Origin of the sequence: Streptomyces colwelliae (assembly GCF_048158785.1) — a bacterium.
GTDB lineage: Bacteria > Actinomycetota > Actinomycetes > Streptomycetales > Streptomycetaceae > Streptomyces.
Genome location: NZ_JBLTJC010000929.1, coordinates 1 through 485 on the forward strand (window position 1 = coordinate 1; position 485 = coordinate 485).

General features: G+C 66.2%; 1 protein-coding gene. It reads right to left on the bottom strand.

Annotated elements, in window-relative coordinates; genetic code table 11:
- On the bottom strand, window positions 1–485 hold a 485-nt coding region (locus ACNFOC_RS55215; protein ID WP_416966421.1), incomplete at both ends, for a caspase family protein.

Below are 485 nucleotides of genomic sequence, written 5' to 3' on the forward strand. Positions count from 1 at the left end.
GGTGCGCGTGAACACCGAGTTGGGATTGGCATCGTCGTTGGAGAGACGATCGAGCGCGGTCTGGCGGGGACCTGCCGAGAACACCGAGAACACGCCTTCGGGCAGCTGCGTCATCGGCGCCAGCCCGCCGCCGCCGGCCACCGCGCGCGTGCCGGACCGCTCGAACGGATTGTTGCGACAGGCGTCGAACACCAGGATCGAGGTACGCGCCTTCTTGTTCTGCAGACGCTCGACGATGCGATCGGCGAGGATCGAGGCGTCGCGCACCAGCTCTTCCTGCCCTTCGGTCGCCGCCGGCACGTCGGTCGGCAGCAGATAGTTCTGCCCCGCGATCTCGAATCCATGTCCGGCGTAGAAGAAGAAGGCGGTATCGCCCGGCTCGATCGCCCTGTCGAACGCGAGCAGCGTCTCCGAAAATTGCTGCCGGCTCTGGTTCTCGGCCACCATCACCGTGAAGCCGAGCTGCTTCAGCGTGTCGCCCATGG